This is a genomic window from Paenibacillus sp. sg306046 (genome assembly GCF_059821225.1).
Map to the genome: position 1 here is coordinate 201,440 of NZ_JCAMRT010000004.1, position 19,325 is coordinate 220,764.

Sequence of the window (19,325 nt, forward strand, 5' to 3'; positions counted from 1 at the left end):
GCTCAAAGCTTCCCGACCGGCTGCCGCCGCGTTTACGGGAAGCTTTTTGCATAGGCGCATATTCCCGGCGGGCCGACCCATACTATAGGCAGCTTTGGAACTTGGCGAGGGGGAACGTTGATGTTAAATCAGGATAAGCAGGAACAACAGCCGCAAGCGCCTGTACAGCCGCCGATGCAGCCGGCAGTGGAGGACATTCGCAAAAATGGCGCGGTAGAAGCTATTCAGCAGCTGGGACAAACCGTAGTGCCGAATGGAGAGTCCAACATCTTTTGCATGACCATTATCGGACAGGTTGAAGGGCATATTGTGCTGCCGCCCCAAAATAAAACGACGAAATATGAGCATCTGATTCCGCAGCTGGTGGCCGCTGAGCAAAATCAGAAGATTGAAGGCGTGCTGATTATTTTGAACACGGTTGGAGGCGATGTTGAGGCAGGACTTGCGATTGCCGAAATGATTGCGACCTTGTCCAAGCCGACAGTGACGCTTGTGCTGGGCGGCGGCCACAGCATCGGGGTGCCGATTGCGGTGTCTGCTACGCATTCGATTATTGCCGAGACGGCTACGATGACGATTCATCCGATCCGGCTGAACGGGCTTGTGATCGGAGTGCCGCAAACCTTTGAATATTTGGACAAAATGCAGGAGCGCGTCATCCGTTTCGTAACCCGGCATTCCCGTGTAGAGGAAGAAAAGTTTAAAGAGCTGATGTTTAAAACCGGTGAGCTGACCCGGGACATCGGCACAACCGTCATTGGGGCGGATGCCGTCCGCTACGGCTTGATAGACAGTCTAGGCGGTGTAGGCGAGGCGATCCGCACGTTAAACGAATTGATGGAGGAGCGGCGACGGCAGCAGGGCGGAGGGATGGTTCAATGAGTCATTACACAGTGCTCCCGCTTGAAGTCGTGTTCGACGGATGGGAGGAGGAGAGGCAGCAGTCTGCCGCATTGCCGCAGATGGAAATCGCCCTTCACGGCATTACGATGCAGGTACAGCCGCTGAACGCTTCGCAGGCCGCCATCGTCAGGCTGATTCATTGTGATCTGCAGCATTATTTGAACCCGCAGCTTGCTCCGGGACAGATCATTCAATTTCAGCCGGTGATCGGCGGATAAAGCGATCAAGCAGCGAGAATATCCGAAATGGAAACGTATGTTTTCACCCCAGTTTATGGTATAATGGACGGACGGGGGTGAACGGCTTTGGCCAAAAGGAAGAAAAAAGGCAAAGGGATTAAAGCGAACTTAAAATATGAGCTGTACGGCATACTCATTTTGACATTGTCTGTCATTGCGTTGTCCCGTGAAGGCTCTGTCGCCCGTTCGTTAACCTACTTATTCCGATTTGTCATCGGAACGTGGGATTTTATCGTCCCTCTTGTCTGCATTTATGTCGCGTTGTACGCGATGATGAAGCGCAAGTGGCCGGTCTGGCGTACCCGAAGGAAAGCAGGCGCATTGCTGATTCTGCTTTCACTGCTGCTGATGAGCCATATCAGCCTGTTCGCCATGCTGTTTCCCAAGGCTAATTTCGAAGCAGGGCAAATCTTGTCGCAAACGTGGACCAGCCTTATAGACGGTCTGGAAAGCAGCGAGCAGGGACAAAACATTTTAACCGACAGCGTCGGCGGAGGTATGCTTGGCGCGGTCTTGTATGCCGTATTTTTCTTTATGTTCGGCAATCTTGGCGCCCGTCTTATTCAGATTACGCTTATTTTGACGGGTCTCATTTTAATTACCGGCTGGTCGATCGGCGAGCTGGCCGAGAAGCTGCAGACGCGCAAGCCGTTTAAGGACACGCTGCTTGGCCAATATATCAGGCAGAAAATTGTCGAGCGCCGTCAAGCCAAGACTCTGGAAGCCGCTGCCCGCAAGAAAAAAGCTGCGGCCGCGGCCGCGGCGGTTCAGCTTCAGGCGGAGGACGACGAATTCAGCGAGGAAACGCATAAGCCTGCAGCTCGCAAGCCGGGCAAGCTGCGCGCCGCTTTCTTGGAGCTGCTGAGGCCCGTCGACGAAGAGGAAAACCAGTCGAAGCCGACAGGCAAGCGCAAGGCCGGCTCAAGCGCACAGCAGGCGGACGCGGATTCCAATGCGGATGAAGCCGAGGAAGTAACGGTGTATGCGGCGGAACCGAAGCTGAAGGCGGCGGAGCCGGCTTGGCGCGAAGCTGAGCCGGAGCTGGAATCGCCAATTCCGGTTATCCGTGATTTTCAGGAGCAGGTACGCCAGGAAAGCTACGCTGATACGCAGCCAGACCGTAATCGGGCTGCTGGGGGAACCGGGCTGACAGCCGGCACTGCGACCGCCGCCGCTGTGGCCGCAGATCGCGGGAGACAAGCAGCAGGCTCCGCGGATGCGGGAGAAGCGGCGGGTGCGGCGGCCGACGAGGACGGGATTCAGCAGGGCGAAGGCGATGAATTTGCGATGAAGGCGAAGCCGCTGACGATTCCTTACGAGCTGCCGTCGCTGCAGCTGCTCAGCAAGCCTGCTGCCGGCAAGGGCGGCGATTCGCTCGACTACAAAGCGGTGGCCCGCAAGCTGGAGGCGACGCTGGAGAGCTTTGGCGTACGCGCCAAGGTGCTTGAGGTGGTGCGCGGACCTGCGGTCACCCGGTACGAAATTCAACCGGATACAGGCGTGAAGGTGAGCCGGATTGTCAGCTTGACTGACGATATTGCGCTGGCGCTTGCCGCCAAGGACATTCGGATGGAGGCGCCGATTCCCGGCAAATCCGCGATCGGCATTGAGGTGCCGAATACGGAAGTGTCCATTGTTACGATGCGCGAGGTCATGGAAACGGCTGCATTCCAGGATGCGCCGTCCAGGCTGTCGATCACGCTGGGCCGCGATATTGCAGGCCAGCCGATTGTCGGCAATTTGTCCAAGATGCCGCATATGCTTGTGGCCGGGGCGACCGGCTCTGGTAAATCGGTTTGCGTGAACGGCATTATTACGAGCATTTTGTTTAAGGCGAAGCCCGACGAGGTCAAGTTTCTGATGATTGACCCGAAGATGGTTGAGCTGAATGTATACAATGGCATCCCGCATCTGCTTGCACCTGTGGTGACCGACCCGAAGCGGGCGTCGCTTGCGCTCAAAAAGGTGGTCGTGGAGATGGAGAAGCGGTATGAGCTGTTTTCCAAAAGCGGCACGCGTAATATCGAGGGCTACAACAATATGCTGGTCGAAACGCAAACCGGCGCTCCGCTGCCTTATATTGTCGTCATCGTGGATGAGCTTGCCGACTTGATGATGGTCGCGGCGAATGACGTCGAGGATGCGATCTGCCGGTTGGCCCAAATGGCGCGGGCGGCAGGCATTCATCTGCTGATCGCGACGCAGCGTCCGTCCGTTGACGTCATTACCGGTGTCATCAAGGCCAATATTCCATCCCGTATCGCCTTCGGCGTTTCGTCCCAGGTTGATTCGCGGACCATTCTCGACGCGGCCGGAGCGGAGAAGCTGCTGGGGCGCGGGGATATGCTTTATTTGCCGATGGGGGCTTCCAAGCCTGTTCGGGTGCAAGGGGCATTTTTGTCCGATTCCGAGGTCGAAGCGGTATGCAATTTTGTTCGTACGCAGCGTCAGGTGGAATACGTGGAGGACATGGTTCCGATGGTCGAAGACAAGCCGGACGAGCCGGATACGTTCGAAGACGAGCTGTACGACCAGGCGGTGCAAATTATTCTTGAGGCGAAGCAGGCATCGGTTTCCTTGCTTCAGCGGCGCATGAGAATCGGTTACACGCGCGCGGCCCGGCTGATCGACACGATGGAGGCCAAGGGCGTTGTCGGTCCTTACGAGGGCAGCAAGCCGCGCGAGGTGCTGGTGTCGCTGGAGCAATACCAGCTGAACCGGATGAGCTCCTGATTTTGGCAATTGACGGAGGACCCCTGACGTTTGCATAATCGCGCATTTCCTTTCTCATACTAATCGCAAATGAGATTGCCAAGTTCGTTTGGCGGGGAAAGGTGAGTTGCCGTTTATGAACAAACGACTGATCGTCATCACGGTTACCTTGGTTGGGCTGCTGTTTGGCGGGCTGGAGCTGAAGCATCGTCTGCCTGTCGAGCAAACCTTCAGCAAGCAGGAAATTCGTTATGGGGCTTCCGGCACAGCCGATACGTATGAGCTGCAGGGACGCTTGAAGCATCTCGGCTTCTACAAAGGGAATGTGGACGGCGATTTTGGCTACCAGACGCTGAAGTCGCTGAAATGGTTTCAATCTGAATTTGGCCTGAAGGTAGACGGAATTGCGGGCGACAAAACGAAGCTGAAGCTGTGGGAAGCAACGAAGGGCTGGAAAGCGACAGCGGCGGACTTGCCGCCATGGGTAACCGGCGGCACAGCCGGCAATCAGGGAACCGCCAATGCAGGAGCAGGCTCCGGTGCAAGCGGAGGTGGCGGCGGTGGAGCAAGTGCGGCCCCTTCCGGTATGACGAAGGCGACCAAGCTGGGCTTGTCGCAGGAGGATCTCAAGCTGATGGCCAATGCGGTCAACGGCGAAGCGCGCGGTGAGCCTTATATCGGACAGGTGGCGGTGGCGGCCGTTATTTTGAATCGGGTCAAGTCCTCCAGCTTTCCGAATACGGTATCCGGCGTTATTTTTCAACCGGGCGCATTTACGGCTGTCGCCGATGGCCAGATTTGGCTGACGCCGAATGAAACCTCCTTCAAGGCGGTGCAGGATGCGATCAACGGCTCTGATCCGACTTCCGGCTGCCTGTATTATTTTAATCCGGAGACGGCGACCTCCAAGTGGATCTGGACCCGCAAGCAAATAAAAACGATCGGCAAACATATTTTTTGCATCTAAGGCTGCTCACGCTCAGGGCTGGGCAGAGAAGAAGAAGCAACCCGTCATGCATGCGGTTGCTTCTTCGGTTTGTAGAGGAATATAATGGAATGTAAACCGGAAAGGCGGTTATGCGATGTCGAGAGGAGCTGTTGCGGCAATGAAGCAGGTGCAATTTGAACGGGGAACAGTGCGGGGAATACGTGTGCATGTTTTGCCCACCGATCAATTCAAGACGTTTGCGATTTCCGCGTACATCGGTCGTCCGCTTCAGGAGGACACGGTTACCGCAACGGCATTGGTGCCGTTTGTGCTGCGGCGCGGAAGCAGATCATTTCCTGAAACGAAGCAGTTTCGGGAGCGGCTGGACGATTTATACGGAGCCGGATTTGGCTTCGACGTGTATAAGCGCGGCGATTACCAGATGGTGCAGTTCCGGATGGATGTCATTCATGACGACTTCGTCTCCAGCCGGGAGTCGCTGCTGCGCCAAGGGCTGCAATTTCTCGGGGAGGCGGTTACGCAGCCCGCGCGGGAAGACGGCAAGCTGACGCACAAATATATCGAAGCGGAAAAAGCGACGATTCAGAAAAAGCTGGAAGCGATCGTAAACGATAAAATTCGTTATGCAGCCGAGCGCTGCCTGGAAGAAATGTGCAGTCATGAACCGTATCGGCTGCATCCGCTTGGCCGGATCGCCGATCTGGCCGGTCTGGAGGCCGAAGCGTTGACGGCAGGTTATGAGAGCTGGCTGCGCGAAGCGCCGATTGATCTGTACGTGGTCGGCAACACCTCGCTCGCGGAAGTTTTGCCGCTTGTCGCCGAATGCTTTGCGATCGACCGGGAGGCCGAGGCCGGCTATTCGCTGAAGGTGGAGCATCGCTCCGTGCAGGCCGTGAAGGAAGTGGTCGAACGGCTGGATGTGAACCAGGGCAAGCTGAATATGGGGCTGCGTATCCCGACCTCCTACGGCGACGAGTCTTATCCGGCTGCGCTGATGTACAACGGAATTCTCGGCGGCTACCCGCATGCGAAGCTGTTTACGAACGTGCGGGAAAGGGCCAGCCTGGCGTATTACGCGTCATCCCGTCTGGACGGACACAAGGGCATTCTGACGATTCAATCGGGCATCGAAATCGCCAATTATGAGAAAGCGGTCGCGATTATCAAGGAACAGCTGCTGGCCATGGAGGAAGGGCGCATCAATGAAACCGAGCTGCAGCAGACGAAAGCCATGATTACCGGTCATTTGCGCGAGCTGCAGGATTCCGCGTTCGAGCTGATCGCCTTTGATTTCAATAATCGGCTGTCCGGCGCGGAGCGGTCGGTGCCAACGTTGATTGAAGCGGTAGCAGGGACGACGCCTGAGCAGATTCAACAGATGGCGCAGCGCGTGGCGCTGGATACGATTTACTTTTTGACTGACAGCAAAGGGGGAAACTAAGTGCAAGCGATCCCTTATCCACAAGTTAAGGAAATGATTTATACCGAGCAGCTGCCGAACGGCTTGACCGTGTTCATTTTGCCGAAGGAGGGCTTTCAGAAAACGTACGCGATCTTTTCCACGAAATATGGCTCGATTGACAACCACTTCCGCGTCGAGGGTCAGCCGGAGCAGAAGGTGCCGGACGGCATCGCGCATTTTCTGGAGCATAAAATGTTTGAAGAGCCGACGGGCGACATTTTTTCCGTCTTCGCGGCCCAGGGCGCTTCGGCCAATGCGTTTACAAGCTTTGACCGAACCGCTTACTTGTTTTCGGCGACGGGGCAGATTGAGGAAAATTTGACGACGCTGATTGATTTTGTGCAAAACCCTTATTTCACCGATGAAAACGTTGAAAAGGAAAAAGGCATTATTGGCCAGGAAATCAACATGTATGCCGATAATCCGGATTGGCGCTCGTATTTTGGGCTGATCGAGACGATGTTCCATGTACATCCGGTACATATTGATATTGCCGGAACGATTGCTTCCATCACGGATATTACGAAGGAGCTGCTGTATGAGTGCTATCACACCTTCTACCATCCGACCAATATGAGCCTGTTTATCGTAGGCGGCGTTCAGCCTGAGCCGATTATGGAGCTGGTGCGTGCGAATCAGGCGGCGAAAACATTTAAGCCGCAAGGAGAAATTCACCGTTTATTTGATACGGAGCCGGGTACCGTAAAGCAGCCGCGCAAGACGATCAAGCTGCCGGTGTCGGTGCCGAAATGCTTGTTCGGCTGCAAGGAGCCGGAACAGCCGCTGCGCGGCCGCGAGCTGCTGCGGCGCGAGCTGGCGATGAAGGTGCTGCTGGATGCGCTGCTCAGCTCCAGCTCGGCGATTTATCAGAAGCTGTATGACGAACAGCTCATCTCGGATAATTTCGGTTCGGAATACAATATTGCCGAGCAGTATGCATTTTCGGTGCTTGGCGGAGACACGAAGGACCCGGATTTGCTGATCGCCCGCATTCGCGAGGAGATTGATCAGTTGAAGCTGAGCGGTATTGCCGAGGCTGACTTCGAGCGCAGCAAGCGGAAAAAAATCGGCGCCTTCCTGCGGCAGCTGAATTCCCCGGAAGCAATCGCCAATGAGTTCACGAAGTACCGGTTCAAGGATGTGGATTTGTTTGACGTGCTGCCGGTTTATGAAGAGCTGAAGCTTCATGATATCAATCGCTTGCTGGTGTCGCACTTCGATTGGAACCAGCTGGCTGTGTCGATTGTGCAGGGCGAGCCGAAATGACGTCTTCTGCCAAAGCGTTCACCGAGCAGACGGTATTAATTACAGGGGCGAGTCGCGGAATCGGAGCCGCGATCGCCCGGCGGTTCGCCTCCATCGGCATGAACGTCATTATTCACTATTTGCAGTCCCACGAGGCTGCCAATGAAACCGCGCGGCAATGTATGCGTTATGGCGCACGTGTGCTGACAGTTACGGCCGATTTGCGCTCGCGCGAGCAGATCGGACGTATGCGGGAGAAGCTGGAGCAGCATCAGATGATGCCTGATATTCTCGTAAACAATGCAGGCGTTGCCCATTACGGGCTGCTGGCGGATGTGAGCGAGGAAATCTGGGATGAAATCATGGATATTAATCTTAAAGGCATGTTTCTGATGACCCGCGAGTTTGTGCCTGGCATGGTAACCCGGAAGTATGGCCGGATCATCAATGTTTCATCCATCTGGGGCATCTCGGGAGCTTCGTGCGAAGTTGCTTATTCCACGGCGAAGGGTGGTATGAACGCCTTCACGAAGGCGCTGGCCAAGGAGCTGGCGCCCTCGGGCATTACGGTGAATGCGGTAGCCCCCGGCGCTGTCGACACGATGATGCTGGACGGCTTCGACGCAGCCGAGAAGGCGGCGCTGGAGAACGATATTCCGTTAGGCCGCTTCGGACAGCCGGACGAAATCGCTTCCTTAATTTATTTTTTGGCCTTGCCAGAATCCGGCTACATTACCGGGCAAATTATTAGTCCTAACGGGGGCTGGCTTACCTGAAGCTGCATAAGCTTGTTGCTTTGAGCGAATCCTAACCTTTGTAACGTCCAATCAGACTTCAGAGGAGGAATTCGAACATGGCAACGGTATTGAATGTTTTCGAACGCTGGAAGCAATTTCTCGGTGAACGCGTCGAGCAGGCGGAAAAAGCGGGCATGAGCGAAGACACGATTTCGAAGCTTGCTTTTCAGATCGGGGAATTTTTGTCCGATAAGGTAGACCCGGAAAACAAAGAGGAGCGAGTGCTCAAGGAGCTGTGGGATGTAGCAGACGAGCAGGAGCGCAAAGCGCTCGCTTCCACGATGGTTAAGCTGGCGAAAGTCAACAATTAGCATCCGCTCCTTTTAACGGCCTCCCTGCACAGGGAGGCTTTTCCTATGCAATGGGGCAGTCCGGCTTGGATTGGGCCACGGAAACGTTTATACTAAGAGTTAATGATCGAGGAAGAAGACTGGCTTGATCGTAACGTAAGAGGAAATGAGGGACCACAAGTTAGATGAAGTCATTGGTTCGCACATGGATGTTAGTTAGCCTGCTCACCCTGTTGTTGACGGCGTGCGGCAAGCAAATTCCGGCGATTGATCCGGTGCTTCTGCAAAGCAAGTCATCGCTGCTAGTCATTACGGAGCCTGGTTTGTCTGCTGACGCGAAGCAGCGGCTGCAAAATGCGTTGACCGAATGGGGCAACTCGAAGCAGCTAACCTCGGAATGGATGACGGATGTAACCGCGCTAAGCGAAGCGCAGCTGGAAACGATCAGGACGACGGCGTTTGACTATGTATTCGTAGCTGGGCACCAGCTTGTGCAGGCGGTGCTGCCCCAGGCCGAGCAAATGACTAACCGAAAATGGCTGATGGTGGATGATCAGGTGCTGCGGCAGACGCTGGCGGTAACGGGCACGCACATTACGCTCAAGGCGGTGCAGGAGGATCGGCTCCGTCAGGAGTGGGATGAGTGGGTGCGGCAGCAGCTCGTGTCCGACCGTGCGATGGAATGGGTGACGACCGCCGCTTATCCGGTTCCAGCGGAATGGGCGCCGGCCGAGGAGGCGGAGACTGTGCACTGGGCTGATGCCGAAGGCTGGCAGCAGCAGTTCCAGTTTGCCGTAAAGGCGCACCAGCCTGCTTGGATTGTTGCCTTTGCGCCGCTTGATACGACCCAATTGCAGCGGCTTCGTACCGCTCAGGCGCCGGTTGCCGATGTGAACAAAACAACCATTGATCTCCAGTGGAACGAGCTGCTGCTGTCGCTGCAGCAGACGATGAGCACGGGCACATGGACGCCGGGGCTGCGCCCCTATGAGGAGCGCGAATTCGTGATTCGAAAAAATTTATAATCGGTTCATATACTGCTGCGATTGCCGATTCGTCTGGCAGAGGATGCAGGCAGGATTTGCCCGAATCGTGTAGAATAGTAGTCTAGCGACAAAATCAACAGATCGGAGTCAGCCCACTTATGATAATAAACGGAACAGAAGCGTCAGAAATGAAGCAGTGGTATATGGAATACCGGATTCATAAAAACCGTCCAGGCTTGCTCGGCGACATTGCCTCGCTGATGGGGATGCTGGATATCAACATTGTGACGATCAACGGCGTCGAGGATCGGACCCGCGGCATGCTGCTGCAAACCCATGATGCAGAAAAAGTGGAACTGATGGGTAAAATGTTGAAAAAAGTGGATAATATAACAATAACAGCACTTCGCACCCCTAAGCTTGTCGATATTTTGGCTGTACGGCATGGCCGCTATATCGAACGTGATTCCGATGATAAAAAAACATTCCGGTTCACGCGCGATGAGCTTGGGTTGCTGGTTGATTTTCTGGGCGAGGTGTTCAAGCGCGAGGGCAATCATGTCGTCGGTTTGCGCGGGATGCCGCGGGTCGGCAAAACCGAATCCATTATCGCCGGCAGCGTATGCGCGAATAAACGCTGGACGTTCGTATCCTCGACGCTGCTGCGTCAGACGGTCCGCAGTCAGCTGTCCGATGATGAGATGAACCCGAACAATGTATTTATTATTGACGGCATCGTGTCAACGTTGCGCTCCAATGAGAAGCACTACGGTCTGCTGCAGGAAATTATGGCGATGCCTTCTACCAAAGTAATCGAGCATCCGGACATTTTCATCCGCGAGTCTGAATATACGTATGATGACTTCGACTGCATCGTTGAGCTGCGGACGACGCCGGAGGAAGAAATTACGTACGAAACGTTCGTCGGCGGGTTCGACGCTTATTAAAACCAGGACATGCCGGTCCTTTCGGCAAATCTAACGACACATACACATAACGGGAAGGGTGACTGGCGTGACTGATCTTGGTCTGCTATTGAGAAAAGCGAGGATGGAAAAAAAAATATCGCTTGATGATCTCCAGGAGATGACCAAAATCCGCAAACGCTATCTGGAAGCGATCGAAGAGGGAAATTACAAGGTGCTGCCCGGTAATTTTTACGTGCGTGCGTTTATTAAAAGCTACGCCGAAGCCGTCGACCTTGATCCGAACGAAGTGCTGAGCATGTACCAGACCGTCATCCCTCAGACTGAGCCTGAGCCCATCGAACCGACGATCCGGACCAAGCGGGGCGGCGTGCTGCGCAATACCGAACGAATCGGCCGGTGGGCGTCAAACATTATGGTCATCTCGTTTGTGGTGCTGATTCTCGGCATCATCTACTATTTCATGAGCGCGAATTACAAAGGAACAAGCGACGCCAGCGAAAATTTGCCGACGCAAATTACGGATAAAATCGAGCGGGAGACCCCGCCCACTGCTTCCGGAGCTACCTACCAGTCTGCCGCCGGCGGAGGAGCTGCGGCTCCGCTGCAGCCGTCGCCGCCAGTGACTCCGCCTGCGCCGCCGCCGTCCGCCAATGAGGTCAAGCTGGCCAAAACCGAACGCGGCAACGATTATTATACGGTTAGAGGAACGGACAAGCTCAAAATCGAGATTAAAGTGACCGGCGACCAATGCTGGATGAAAATTGAAACGCTGGGCAGCCCCCGCGAGCAATTGCATGAAGGGCTGATGAAAAACGGTGAAAGCAAAAGCTGGGAGCTGACGGAGTCGGCGGCCTTGCGGTTCGGCAAAGCCAGCGCGGTAGAAATTACGATTAACGGGCAAACATTTCCTGTCGGCGACCAGGCTAATGTAAAAAACATTCAGGTAGATTTACAAAAAACGTAAGGCAAGCTGAGCATTAGCGGACATGGACATGCGTTGCCTTTGTGCAGCGGGTGTCTTTTTTGTTAAACTGGATATGATGAACTTTGGAGATGGAAGGGTGCAGGAAAGATGAGTAGTGAAAGCTCGTTTGATATCGTATCGAAGCTGGACATGCAGGAAATGAACAATGCGATCAACCAGGCGGAGAAAGAAATTGCCACACGTTTTGACTTCAAAAACAGCAAAAGCAGCATCGCGCTGGAAAAGGAAGAGCTGGTTATCGTATCGGACGATGACTTCAAGCTGCAAAATGTACTGGACATTTTGCATTCCAAGATGGCCAAGCGCGGGATCGCGCTGAAAAATCTGGAATATGGCAAGGTGGAGCCGGCGGCAAACAGCACCGTGCGCCAGCGCATCAAGCTCAAGCAAGGCGTCGACCAGGACAACGCGAAAAAAATCAATGTGCTGATCCGCGATTCCAAGCTGAAGGTGAAGAGCCAAATTCAAGGCGATCAAATTCGGGTGACCGGCAAAAGCAAGGACGATCTGCAGCAGGTCATTCAATTGCTCCGCAAGGCGGATTTGCCGCTGGAGCTGCAATTTATGAATTTCCGCTAGTCTGACAGGCAGAAGTCGGGCGACGGGAGCGAGCCTTGCGGCGGTGCGCTGCAGGGTTCCTGCTGTTTTGACACTGTTCGAGCGGTTATATTATACTGTGTACAAACGTTTAGAAGCAGGGCATTGCGCCATTCTGGAGGAGCATTTATGACGGAGAAAGTGAAAGTAGTTACGCTGGGCTGCGAGAAAAATCTCGTAGATTCGGAAATTATGTCCGGCCTGGTCCATGAACGCGGCTACCAGCTGGTGGCGGATCAGGAAGACGCGACGATTATTATCGTAAATACTTGCGGATTTATCGACGCGGCGAAGGAAGAATCGGTCAATACGATTCTCGATATGGCCGAGCTGAAGGAAACGGCGAATTTGAAGGCGTTGATTGTCTCAGGCTGTCTGACCCAGCGCTATAAGAAAGAGCTTATGAATGAGATGCCTGAAATTGACGGAATTGTCGGCACCGGCGATTTTGACAAAATTAATGATATTATCGACGATGCGCTCGCCGGAAAACGGCCGATTCTGATCGGCAATCCGGTGTTTAACTATGACAAAAAGCTGCCGCGCCGCGTATCGACGCCCCGGTATACCGCTTATGTGAAAATTGCCGAAGGCTGCGACAATGCCTGTACATTCTGTAGTATCCCGCTGATGAGAGGAGGCTTCCGCAGCCGCAGCATCGAGTCAATCGTTGAGGAAGCTGCCCAATTGGCGGCGCAGGGTGTCAAAGAAATCAGCCTGATCGCACAGGATTCTACGAATTACGGCACCGATTTGTACGATGCCTTCAAGCTGCCGGAGCTGTTGAACCGGGTCAGTGAAGTTGAAGGGGTCGAATGGGTGCGGCTTCACTATGCCTATCCGGGTTTTTTCTCGGATGAGCTGATTGAGACCATCGCTTCGAATCCGAAAATCTGCAAGTACATCGACATGCCTTTGCAGCATAGCGAGGACAGCATCCTCAAGCGGATGCGCCGTCCGGGACGCCAGCGGGATACACGCGAGCTGGTGCGCAAAATTCGCGAGCGCATCCCGAACGTATCGCTGCGCACCTCGCTGATCGTCGGATTCCCCGGAGAGACGGAGCAGGATTTCGAAAATTTGAAGGCGTTTGTTCAAGACGTGCAATTTGACCGGCTTGGCGTGTTCACGTATTCGAAGGAGCAGGATACTCCGGCTGCCCGGCTGCCGGATCAAATTAAGGAGGACGTGAAGGATTACCGGGCGAATGTGTTGATGGAAATTCAGCGTCAAATTTCCAATGAGCGCAACAGCAGCAAAATCGGTCAAGTGATTGAGGTGCTTATTGAGAAGTACGACGGGCGCAACGATGTATTTGTCGGGCGCTCGCAATTCGACGCGCCGGAAATTGACGGCGAGGTGTTTGCCAGAGGCGCTGGACTTGAGATCGGGTCGATTGCCAAGGTGCGGATCACCCACTCGTTTGAGTTTGATTTATCCGGGGAGGTTGTAGCATGAATTTAGCCAACCGGATTACGGTGGCGAGAATTTTTCTAGTTCCGATTATTATGTTTTTTCTGCTCGTCAACGTGAAGTTTCCGCATGTGTCCATCGAGCAATTTACGATCACGTACAACCAGATTATTGCGGCCCTGATTTTTATTATCGCAGCCAGCACAGACAGCCTGGACGGCTATATCGCCCGCAAGCGCAAGCTGGTGACCAACCTGGGCAAGCTGCTTGATCCGCTGGCGGACAAGCTGCTTGTATCCGCTGTGCTCATCTCGCTCGTCGAGATGGGCAAGCTGGATGCGTGGATCGCCATTGTGATTATCAGCCGGGAGTTTGCCGTGACGGGGCTGCGTCAGATTGCCCTGCTCGAAGGGATCGTGATGGCGGCGAGCAAGTGGGGCAAGTGGAAAACCGGCGTCCAGATTACGGCTATTATTGCGCTGCTGATCAATAATTTCCCGTTTGCCTTCATTGACTTCCGGTTCGATCTGCTGGCGAGCTGGGTAGCGGCTGTCATTACGCTTTATTCAGGCTTTGATTACTTCATCAAAAACAAACATGTGCTGAATTTCAGCGAATAGCAGCCTCAGCGCGTCAAGCGGGCTCAAGGGCGCGGTTTGCCGTCATGCTATACATAGGATGGAAGGGGATATCCCGATGAGGGCGGAAATTATTGCCGTCGGCACGGAGCTGCTGATGGGACAGATTGCAAATACGAATGCCCAATATTTATCCGGCGCGTTGGCCGAAATCGGGATCGGCGTTTATTTCCATACGGTGGTCGGCGATAATGTCGCCCGGATCAAGGATGCGCTGGTCATTGCCAAACGCCGTGCGGATGTCATTATTTGTACCGGAGGTTTGGGCCCGACGCAGGATGATCTGACCAAGGATGTGCTTGCGGACGTGCTGGGACGCGCGCTCGTGATCCACCAGCCGTCGATGGACAGCATGACGGAGTTTTTCGCAAGCCGAGGGGCGCAGATGGTGGCGAGCAACGCCAAGCAGGCCTTGATGCTTGAAGGCAGCGATCCGCTGGCGAATACGACGGGACTGGCCGTCGGCAGCGCGCTTACCGTGGACGGGACGCATTATATCGTATTGCCGGGTCCGCCGCGCGAAATGAAGCCGATGTTTGACGACGAGGCGCGGCCTTGGCTGCAGTCCCGGTCCAGGGAGCTGCTGCCGCTGCATTCGGTCATGCTGAAGTTCGCCGGCATCGGCGAATCGCTGCTGGAAAGCCGGCTGATCGACCTGATCGACGGGCAAACGGACCCGACCATTGCTCCTTACGCCAAGGAGGGAGAAGTAGCGATACGTTTGACGACGCGAGCGGCTGACCCGGAAGCCGCCGCAGTGCGGCTGCAGCCGCTGGAAGCGGAAATTCGCCGCCGGGTCGGTGAATTTATTTATGCGGCGGCGGACATTTCGCTGGAGGAAGCAATCGTGCGCAAGCTGGGCGAGGAAGGGCGGACGCTCGCTGTCGCCGAAAGCTGCACCGGCGGGCAGCTGTCCGATCTGCTGACAGCCGTGCCAAACGGGCAGGGCGCGTTTGTAGGCGGCGTCATCTCCTATACAAATGACATTAAGCGCCGCGTGCTTGGGGTGCCTGCCGGGCTGCTGGAGGGCGAAGACGCTCCTGGCGCCGTCAGCCCGCAAACCGCTGAGGCGATGGCCGAGCGCGTCATGGAGCTGTGCGGAGCGGATTACGGCTTGTCCGTGACCGGAGTTGCCGGGCCGGCGGAAGCCGAGGGCAAGCCGGTCGGACTTGTCTATGTTGGCCTGGCGGTCCGGGGACAGTCAGCGGTCAGCGTGGAGCTGCGAATTTCCGGGACGCGGCCGATGGTCAAGCTGAGAGCAGCCAAAAGCGCGCTCTATCAGCTCTGGAAGCGGCTGAAAGATTAGTTGCCGCAGCGTGCAAGATCAAGTATAATAACGTTATGCGGAAGCACCGTAACAACCTGAACCCTTGTTACGGTTTTTGTTTGGGTTTCGATGCGAATGTATGTTCGAAAAATAGCTTGGCAAACGATGCGAAACGCGGTATGATGGTAGTATCATAGAAAATATAAGAAGAGGAAGTGAGTCTCTTGACGGATCGTAAAGCAGCTCTGGAAAATGCCCTTCGTCAAATCGAGAAGCAGTTTGGCAAAGGTTCGATTATGAAGCTGGGTGAGTCCACCCATATGCAAGTAGAGACCATTCCAAGCGGTTCGCTGGCGCTTGATATTGCACTGGGAATCGGCGGATTTCCGCGCGGACGTATTATCGAGGTGTACGGACCGGAGTCGTCCGGTAAGACGACTGTCGCGCTGCATGCGATTGCAGAGGTGCAGAAGGCGGGAGGTACGGCCGCATTTATCGACGCCGAGCATGCGCTTGATCCGCTGTACGCAAGCAAGCTTGGCATTAACATTGACGAGCTGCTGCTTTCGCAGCCGGATACGGGCGAGCAGGCGCTTGAAATCGCCGAAGCGCTCGTACGCAGCGGCGCCGTTGACATCATCGTCGTTGATTCGGTAGCGGCGCTTGTGCCGAAGGCGGAGATCGAAGGCGAGATGGGGGATTCGCACGTGGGCTTGCAGGCGCGTCTGATGTCTCAGGCGCTGCGCAAGCTGTCCGGAGCGATCAACAAGTCGAAGACGATCGCGATTTTCATCAACCAGCTGCGTGAGAAGGTTGGCGTCATGTTCGGTAATCCTGAGACGACGCCAGGCGGACGCGCCCTGAAGTTTTACTCCTCTGTACGGCTTGATGTAAGACGGATCGAAACCATCAAGCAAGGCAATGATATGGTCGGTAACCGGACTCGGATTAAAGTTGTCAAAAACAAGGTCGCTCCGCCGTTTAAACAGGCTGAGATCGACATCATGTACGGCGAAGGCATCTCGCGCGAAGGCAGCTTGGTCGATATCGCAACCGAGATGGATATTATCCAGAAAAGCGGCGCCTGGTATTCGTATAACAATGATCGCCTGGGCCAAGGGCGGGAAAATGCGAAGCAGTTCCTTAAGGAAAATGTCCATGTGGCCGATGTGATCGAGAAGAAAATTCGTGAAAATAGCAATCTGATTGCGGTATCCGGCCCGAATTCGGACGATGAGATCGAAGAGGACGAGGCGGAATTGGCAGTATTGGAATAGCGGTACCAGGCACGGGCACCTTTTCTTTCGGGAAGGGGTGCTTTTGTTTTGTTTCCGTCAAACGGCAATTTGGAGAGCGAAGGGATGAAGCGATGTTATGATGAAGGAATTTGATGAGCAGGAAACACAGCCGCCGGTGACGCTGGAAGGCATCATTACGAAGGTTGAACGCCAGCCGAGAGCCAGGCAGCGCTACAACGTTTTTTTAAACGATACGTTTGCGTTTTCCGTTCATGAGGACTTGATGATCAAGTACCGCTTGCTCAAGGGCGTTCAGATTGAAGCTGAGGAGTATACGCGGATTTTGGCTGAAGAGGAGCGGCATCGCGCGTATCTGAATGCCATTCGGCTGCTGTCCAGCAGACTGCGTTCGGAATACGAGATTCGCGAACGACTCAAGCAGAAGGAGTTCGAAGCGGATGTCATCGGGCATGCCATTGAACGGTTGCGGAATGAAGGGTATTTAAACGACGCGATGTTTGCCGAGATGCTGGCCAAGCAGCGGTCGGAGTCGCAAAAAAAAGGGCGGCATTGGATCAAGCAGGAGCTGCAGCAGAAAGGGGTCCCGAAGGAGCATATTTCATCGGCACTGGAGCAGGTGGATGAACGGACGGAAACGGAAGCGGCCTACCAGCTTGCGAGCAAACGTTATCGTAAAACCTGGGAGGAGGATGCGCAGAAGGCGCGGCGGAAAATCGCCGGATTTTTGCAGCGCCGCGGCTATTCAGGCAGTGTTGTCAGTCAAGTTATGGCTCGAATGCCACAAGCGGCAGGAGGCGGCGAGGAATGGCCGGAGCATGGCGAGGAAGGCGAATTTGACGGCGATTAAAAGGCGTACAAGCCGCTTGCTGCGGAGATTATTGAACATGCCGATGTGAACGGCTTGACAAGCTTTCTGCACAACCTATAAAATGTTGTTGTACATTCATGATTTACGGAATCGATCTTTGTCAGCCCAAAGACTCGATTCGCAAAGTAAAATCGCCAATTTTTACTTTACTAACGCAAGCTGAATGGATTAAAAAACCTGAATATCCCAAGCTTACCCCTTGGAGAAACAACGAGGGAGGTGAACTGATGCCTACGGTAATGGCCACAGTCATCTGGGTCCTAGTCGTTCTCGTTGTTGGTGCAATTTGCTTCGGGATTGGTTATTTTATCCGCAAGTCCCTTGCAGAAGCGAAAATTTCCAGTGCTGAACAAGCCGCCCAGCAAATCGTGGAAAACGCGCGCAAAGAGGCGGAAGCGCTGAAAAAAGAAACGGTTCTTGAAGCCAAAGATGAAATTCACAAGCTCCGGACCGAAGCTGAAAAAGACATTCGTGACCGTCGGAATGAAACTCAACGACAAGAAAGACGATTGTTGCAAAAAGAGGAATCGCTGGATAAAAAATTGGAATCCCTTGAACGAAAAGAAGAGCAGGTCGCCAACAAGGAGAAACGAATCGAAGAAACCCAATCGCATATTGATCAGATCTACCGTGATCAAGTATCCGAGTTGGAGCGAATTTCCGCGCTGACGATGGATGACGCGAAGCAGATCATCCTCAGCAACGTGGAGCAGGAAGTTCGCCACGAAACCGCGCAACTTATTAAAGAAATCGAACAGCAAGCCAAAGAAGAGGGCGACAAGAAGGCCAGAGACATCATTACACTTGCGATTCAGCGGTGTGCGGCGGATCATGTTGCCGAAACGACAGTATCTGTCGTGTCCTTGCCAAACGAAGAGATGAAGGGACGGATCATCGGTAGAGAGGGACGCAATATCCGGGCTTTGGAAACGCTAACCGGAATCGACCTCATTATCGACGATACGCCTGAAGCGGTTATTTTGTCCGGCTTCGACCCGATTCGCCGTGAAATTGCCCGGACGTCACTGGAGAAGCTGGTGGCAGACGGACGGATTCACCCGGCGCGGATCGAAGAAATGGTCGAGAAATCCCGCAAGGAAGTGGATGAGCGCATTCGCGAGCATGGCGAGCAGGCCACGTTCGAAACCGGTGTGCATGGGCTTCACCCGGATCTGATCAAGATTTTGGGACGTCTGAAATTCCGTACGAGCTATGGTCAGAACGTGCTGAAGCATTCCATGGAGGTCGCTTATTTGGCCGGATTGATGGCAGGGGAGCTCGGGGAAGACGTGACATTGGCGAAACGTGCCGGGCTTCTTCATGACATCGGCAAAGCGCTTGATCATGAGGTTGAAGGCTCCCATGTGGAAATTGGCGTGGAAATCGCCAAGAAATACAAGGAGCATCCGGTTGTTATCAACAGTATCGCTTCGCATCATGGCGATACGGAAGCGACCTCGGTCATTGCAATGCTCGTCGGCGCGGCGGATGCGTTGTCCGCAGCAAGACCTGGAGCGCGCAGAGAGACGCTTGAGACGTATATCAAGCGCTTGGAGAAGCTGGAGGAAATTTCGGAATCGTTTGACGGCGTTGAGAAATCATTCGCTATTCAAGCCGGACGCGAAGTTCGCGTGATGGTGCAGCCTGAAAAGGTTGACGATACGGAAGCGTTCCGCCTGGCGCGCGATATTACGAAAAAAATCGAGAGCGAGCTGGATTACCCGGGACATATCAAGGTTACGGTTATCCGCGAGACGCGTGCGGTCGAGTACGCGAAATAGGTTCA

General features: G+C 54.4%; 18 protein-coding genes. All 18 read left to right on the forward strand.

The window, feature by feature from the left end:
* The first annotated feature begins 120 nt into the window (after positions 1-120).
* Positions 121-882: a ClpP family protease gene (locus AC6ROY_RS05820; protein WP_500099147.1), complete on the forward strand. Its 762-nt coding sequence runs from the start codon at positions 121-123 to the stop codon at positions 880-882.
* Entirely contained in the window at positions 879-1,121 is a 243-nt protein-coding gene (locus AC6ROY_RS05825; protein WP_500099148.1) for a YlzJ-like family protein, read from the forward strand. The genes AC6ROY_RS05820 and AC6ROY_RS05825 overlap by 4 nt, the downstream gene beginning before the upstream one ends.
* A gap of 87 nt (positions 1,122-1,208) precedes the next feature.
* Positions 1,209-3,875 (forward strand): DNA translocase FtsK, encoded by a 2,667-nt coding sequence (locus AC6ROY_RS05830; protein WP_500099150.1) that lies wholly within the window; start codon positions 1,209-1,211, stop codon positions 3,873-3,875.
* A gap of 115 nt (positions 3,876-3,990) precedes the next feature.
* Positions 3,991-4,821 (forward strand): spore cortex-lytic enzyme, encoded by an 831-nt coding sequence (sleB, locus tag AC6ROY_RS05835; RefSeq protein ID WP_500099151.1) that lies wholly within the window; start codon positions 3,991-3,993, stop codon positions 4,819-4,821.
* A 139-nt stretch (positions 4,822-4,960) separates the two neighbouring features.
* Positions 4,961-6,244: an EF-P 5-aminopentanol modification-associated protein YfmF gene (yfmF, locus tag AC6ROY_RS05840; protein WP_500099284.1), complete on the forward strand. Its 1,284-nt coding sequence runs from the start codon at positions 4,961-4,963 to the stop codon at positions 6,242-6,244.
* Positions 6,245-7,531, forward strand: a complete 1,287-nt coding sequence (gene yfmH / locus AC6ROY_RS05845; RefSeq protein WP_500099152.1) for an EF-P 5-aminopentanol modification-associated protein YfmH — start codon at positions 6,245-6,247, stop codon at positions 7,529-7,531. It abuts the gene before it with no gap.
* Positions 7,528-8,286 (forward strand): elongation factor P 5-aminopentanone reductase, encoded by a 759-nt coding sequence (gene ymfI, locus AC6ROY_RS05850; protein ID WP_500099153.1) that lies wholly within the window; start codon positions 7,528-7,530, stop codon positions 8,284-8,286. Before yfmH ends, ymfI begins: the two co-directional genes overlap by 4 nt.
* Before the next feature lie 77 nt (positions 8,287-8,363).
* Positions 8,364-8,618: a DUF3243 domain-containing protein gene (locus AC6ROY_RS05855; RefSeq protein ID WP_500099154.1), complete on the forward strand. Its 255-nt coding sequence runs from the start codon at positions 8,364-8,366 to the stop codon at positions 8,616-8,618.
* Positions 8,619-8,782: 164 nt separating this feature from the next.
* Positions 8,783-9,622: a hypothetical protein gene (locus AC6ROY_RS05860; protein WP_500099156.1), complete on the forward strand. Its 840-nt coding sequence runs from the start codon at positions 8,783-8,785 to the stop codon at positions 9,620-9,622.
* A gap of 149 nt (positions 9,623-9,771) precedes the next feature.
* Complete coding sequence (locus AC6ROY_RS05865; protein ID WP_500099157.1) at positions 9,772-10,530, forward strand: DUF3388 domain-containing protein; 759 nt, start codon at positions 9,772-9,774, stop codon at positions 10,528-10,530.
* A gap of 103 nt (positions 10,531-10,633) precedes the next feature.
* Positions 10,634-11,476, forward strand: coding sequence for a helix-turn-helix domain-containing protein (locus AC6ROY_RS05870; protein WP_500099158.1), 843 nt, complete (start codon positions 10,634-10,636; stop codon positions 11,474-11,476).
* A 108-nt stretch (positions 11,477-11,584) separates the two neighbouring features.
* On the forward strand, positions 11,585-12,076 hold the full coding sequence (locus AC6ROY_RS05875) for a YajQ family cyclic di-GMP-binding protein (RefSeq protein WP_500099160.1): 492 nt from the start codon (positions 11,585-11,587) through the stop codon (positions 12,074-12,076).
* A gap of 147 nt (positions 12,077-12,223) precedes the next feature.
* Positions 12,224-13,552: a 30S ribosomal protein S12 methylthiotransferase RimO gene (gene rimO / locus AC6ROY_RS05880; protein WP_500099161.1), complete on the forward strand. Its 1,329-nt coding sequence runs from the start codon at positions 12,224-12,226 to the stop codon at positions 13,550-13,552.
* The gene (gene pgsA / locus AC6ROY_RS05885) at positions 13,549-14,127 is read left to right on the forward strand and encodes a CDP-diacylglycerol--glycerol-3-phosphate 3-phosphatidyltransferase (protein ID WP_500099162.1); all 579 of its coding nucleotides are present in this window, start codon (positions 13,549-13,551) and stop codon (positions 14,125-14,127) included. Before rimO ends, pgsA begins: the two co-directional genes overlap by 4 nt.
* A 76-nt stretch (positions 14,128-14,203) precedes the next feature.
* Positions 14,204-15,451: a competence/damage-inducible protein A gene (locus AC6ROY_RS05890; RefSeq protein WP_500099164.1), complete on the forward strand. Its 1,248-nt coding sequence runs from the start codon at positions 14,204-14,206 to the stop codon at positions 15,449-15,451.
* Between the two features lie 185 nt (positions 15,452-15,636).
* Entirely contained in the window at positions 15,637-16,689 is a 1,053-nt protein-coding gene (recA, locus tag AC6ROY_RS05895) for a recombinase RecA (RefSeq protein ID WP_500099165.1), read from the forward strand.
* A 97-nt stretch (positions 16,690-16,786) separates the two neighbouring features.
* Positions 16,787-17,518 (forward strand): regulatory protein RecX, encoded by a 732-nt coding sequence (locus AC6ROY_RS05900; RefSeq protein ID WP_500099167.1) that lies wholly within the window; start codon positions 16,787-16,789, stop codon positions 17,516-17,518.
* 260 nt (positions 17,519-17,778) lie between these two features.
* Entirely contained in the window at positions 17,779-19,320 is a 1,542-nt protein-coding gene (gene rny / locus AC6ROY_RS05905) for a ribonuclease Y (protein WP_500099285.1), read from the forward strand.
* Positions 19,321-19,325: the final 5 nt, after the last annotated feature.

Excerpts from the sequence above, each read along its gene's own strand:
- AC6ROY_RS05900 (WP_500099167.1), top strand. The coding sequence starts at position 16,787 with ATGATGAAGGAATTTGATGAGCAGGAAACACAGCCGCCGGTGACGCTG.
- AC6ROY_RS05865 (WP_500099157.1), top strand. The coding sequence starts at position 9,772 with ATGAAGCAGTGGTATATGGAATACCGGATTCATAAAAACCGTCCAGGC.
- AC6ROY_RS05875 (WP_500099160.1), top strand. The coding sequence starts at position 11,585 with ATGAGTAGTGAAAGCTCGTTTGATATCGTATCGAAGCTGGACATGCAG.
- AC6ROY_RS05890 (WP_500099164.1), top strand. The coding sequence starts at position 14,204 with ATGAGGGCGGAAATTATTGCCGTCGGCACGGAGCTGCTGATGGGACAG.
- yfmF (WP_500099284.1), top strand. The coding sequence starts at position 4,961 with ATGAAGCAGGTGCAATTTGAACGGGGAACAGTGCGGGGAATACGTGTG.
- AC6ROY_RS05870 (WP_500099158.1), top strand. The coding sequence starts at position 10,634 with ATGGAAAAAAAAATATCGCTTGATGATCTCCAGGAGATGACCAAAATC.
- pgsA (WP_500099162.1), top strand. The coding sequence starts at position 13,549 with ATGAATTTAGCCAACCGGATTACGGTGGCGAGAATTTTTCTAGTTCCG.
- AC6ROY_RS05860 (WP_500099156.1), top strand. The coding sequence starts at position 8,783 with ATGAAGTCATTGGTTCGCACATGGATGTTAGTTAGCCTGCTCACCCTG.
- ymfI (WP_500099153.1), top strand. The coding sequence starts at position 7,528 with ATGACGTCTTCTGCCAAAGCGTTCACCGAGCAGACGGTATTAATTACA.
- sleB (WP_500099151.1), top strand. The coding sequence starts at position 3,991 with ATGAACAAACGACTGATCGTCATCACGGTTACCTTGGTTGGGCTGCTG.
- AC6ROY_RS05820 (WP_500099147.1), top strand. The coding sequence starts at position 121 with ATGTTAAATCAGGATAAGCAGGAACAACAGCCGCAAGCGCCTGTACAG.
- rny (WP_500099285.1), top strand. The coding sequence starts at position 17,779 with ATGGCCACAGTCATCTGGGTCCTAGTCGTTCTCGTTGTTGGTGCAATT.
- rimO (WP_500099161.1), top strand. The coding sequence starts at position 12,224 with ATGACGGAGAAAGTGAAAGTAGTTACGCTGGGCTGCGAGAAAAATCTC.
- AC6ROY_RS05825 (WP_500099148.1), top strand. The coding sequence starts at position 879 with ATGAGTCATTACACAGTGCTCCCGCTTGAAGTCGTGTTCGACGGATGG.
- AC6ROY_RS05855 (WP_500099154.1), top strand. The coding sequence starts at position 8,364 with ATGGCAACGGTATTGAATGTTTTCGAACGCTGGAAGCAATTTCTCGGT.